The following is a 2,094-nucleotide window of genomic DNA, read 5'->3' on the forward strand; positions in this document are numbered from 1 at the left end:
GTCGTTACGCCATTCGTGCGGGTCAGAATTTACCTGACAAGGAATTTCGCTACCTTAGGACCGTTATAGTTACGGCCGCCGTTTACTGGGGCTTCGGTTCATAGCTTCGCCCCGAAGGACTAACCACTCCCCTTAACCTTCCAGCACCGGGCAGGCGTCAGCCCGTATACTTCGCCTTGCGGCTTCGCACAGACCTGTGTTTTTGCTAAACAGTCGCTTGGGCCTTTTCACTGCGGCCCCCTCGGGCTATTCACCCTACCGAGGCACCCCTTCTCCCGAAGTTACGGGGTCATTTTGCCGAGTTCCTTAACGAGAGTTCTTCCGCGCGCCTTAGAATTCTCTTCTCGCCTACCTGTGTCGGTTTGCGGTACGGGCACCTTCTCCTGGCTAGAGGCTTTTCTTGGCAGTCTGAGATCATGACCTTCGCTACTGTAATTTTCGCTCCCCATCACAGCCCAGCCTTATGATGTGCGGATTTGCCTACACACCAGCCTCACTGCTTAGACGGACATCCATCAGTCCGCGTCACTACCCTACTGCGTCACCCCATTGCTCATAACGGATTACGGTGGTACAGGAATTTCGACCTGTTGTCCTTCGACTACGCCTATCGGCCTCGCCTTAGGTCCCGACTTACCCTGAGCGGACGAACCTTCCTCAGGAACCCTTAGGCTTTCGGCGGATCTGATTCTCACAGATCTTTTCGTTACTCATACCGGCATTCTCACTTGAATGCAGTCCAGCGCTCCTTCCGGTACACCTTCAACCCGCATTCAACGCTCCCCTACCCCTGATACCTAAGTATCAAGCCATAGCTTCGGTGGCGTGTTTAGCCCCGTTACATTTTCGGCGCAGAGTCACTCGACCAGTGAGCTATTACGCACTCTTTCAATGGTGGCTGCTTCTAAGCCAACATCCTGGTTGTCTGTGCAACTCCACATCCTTTCCCACTTAACACACACTTGGGGACCTTAGCTGATGGTCTGGGCTGTTTCCCTTTCGACAATGGATCTTAGCACTCACTGTCTGACTCCCGGAACGAAGTCTATGGCATTCGGAGTTTGACTGAGCTTGGTAACCCTTGCGGGCCCCGCACCCAATCAGTGCTCTACCTCCACGACTCTTATTCCGAGGCTAGCCCTAAAGCTATTTCGGGGAGAACCAGCTATCTCCGGGTTCGATTGGAATTTCTCCGCTACCCCCACCTCATCCCCGCATTTTTCAACATGCGTGGGTTCGGGCCTCCAGTGCGTGTTACCGCACCTTCACCCTGGACAGGGGTAGATCACCCGGTTTCGGGTCTACGTCCACGTACTCATTCGCCCTATTCAGACTCGCTTTCGCTGCGGCTTCAGCTCTTCACCTTAACCTTGCACGGGAACGTAACTCGCCGGTTCATTCTACAAAAGGCACGCCATCACCCCTAGATCGGGCTCTGACTTCTTGTAAGCACACGGTTTCAGGATCTATTTCACTCCCCTTCCGGGGTGCTTTTCACCTTTCCCTCACGGTACTGCTTCACTATCGGTCGCCAGGGAGTATTTAGCCTTGGCAGATGGTCCTGCCGGATTCATACGGGGTTTCACGTGCCCCGCACTACTCGGGATCCGTCTCGGAGGGAACGGGTTTTGAATTACAGGGCTTTTACCTTCTTTGGCGGGCCTTTCCAGACCTCTTCATCTAACCGGTTCCTTTGTAACTCCATGTGAGACGTCCCACAACCCCAAGGAGCAAGCTCCTTGGTTTGGGCTAATCCGCGTTCGCTCGCCGCTACTGACGGAATCACTATTGTTTTCTCTTCCTCAGGGTACTTAGATGTTTCAGTTCCCCTGGTATGCCTCTGTTCTGCCTATGTATTCAGCAGAAAGTGACTGTCGATGAAGACAGCCGGGTTTCCCCATTCGGACATCCCCGGATCAAAGCTTGCTTACAGCTCCCCGAGGCTTTATCGTTGTTCGCCACGTCCTTCGTCGGCTCCTGGCGCCTAGGCATCCTCCGTGTGCTCTTTGTAGCTTAACCTAGACTTTTCTTTCACAGAAAGAAAATGTCGATGTTCGATAAAGAATGATTCTTGCCAGAGGCAAAAGATCTTTC

General features: G+C 53.3%; 1 rRNA gene. It reads right to left on the bottom strand.

Features of this window, described 5'->3' with window-relative positions:
• Nucleotides 1–2,019: ribosomal RNA gene (locus ACWGOO_RS22290) — 23S ribosomal RNA — on the bottom strand; the annotation flags it as partial.
• Between the last annotated feature and the right edge of the window lie 75 nt (nucleotides 2,020–2,094).

It is taken from the genome of Paenibacillus sp. NPDC055715 (assembly GCF_053617595.1).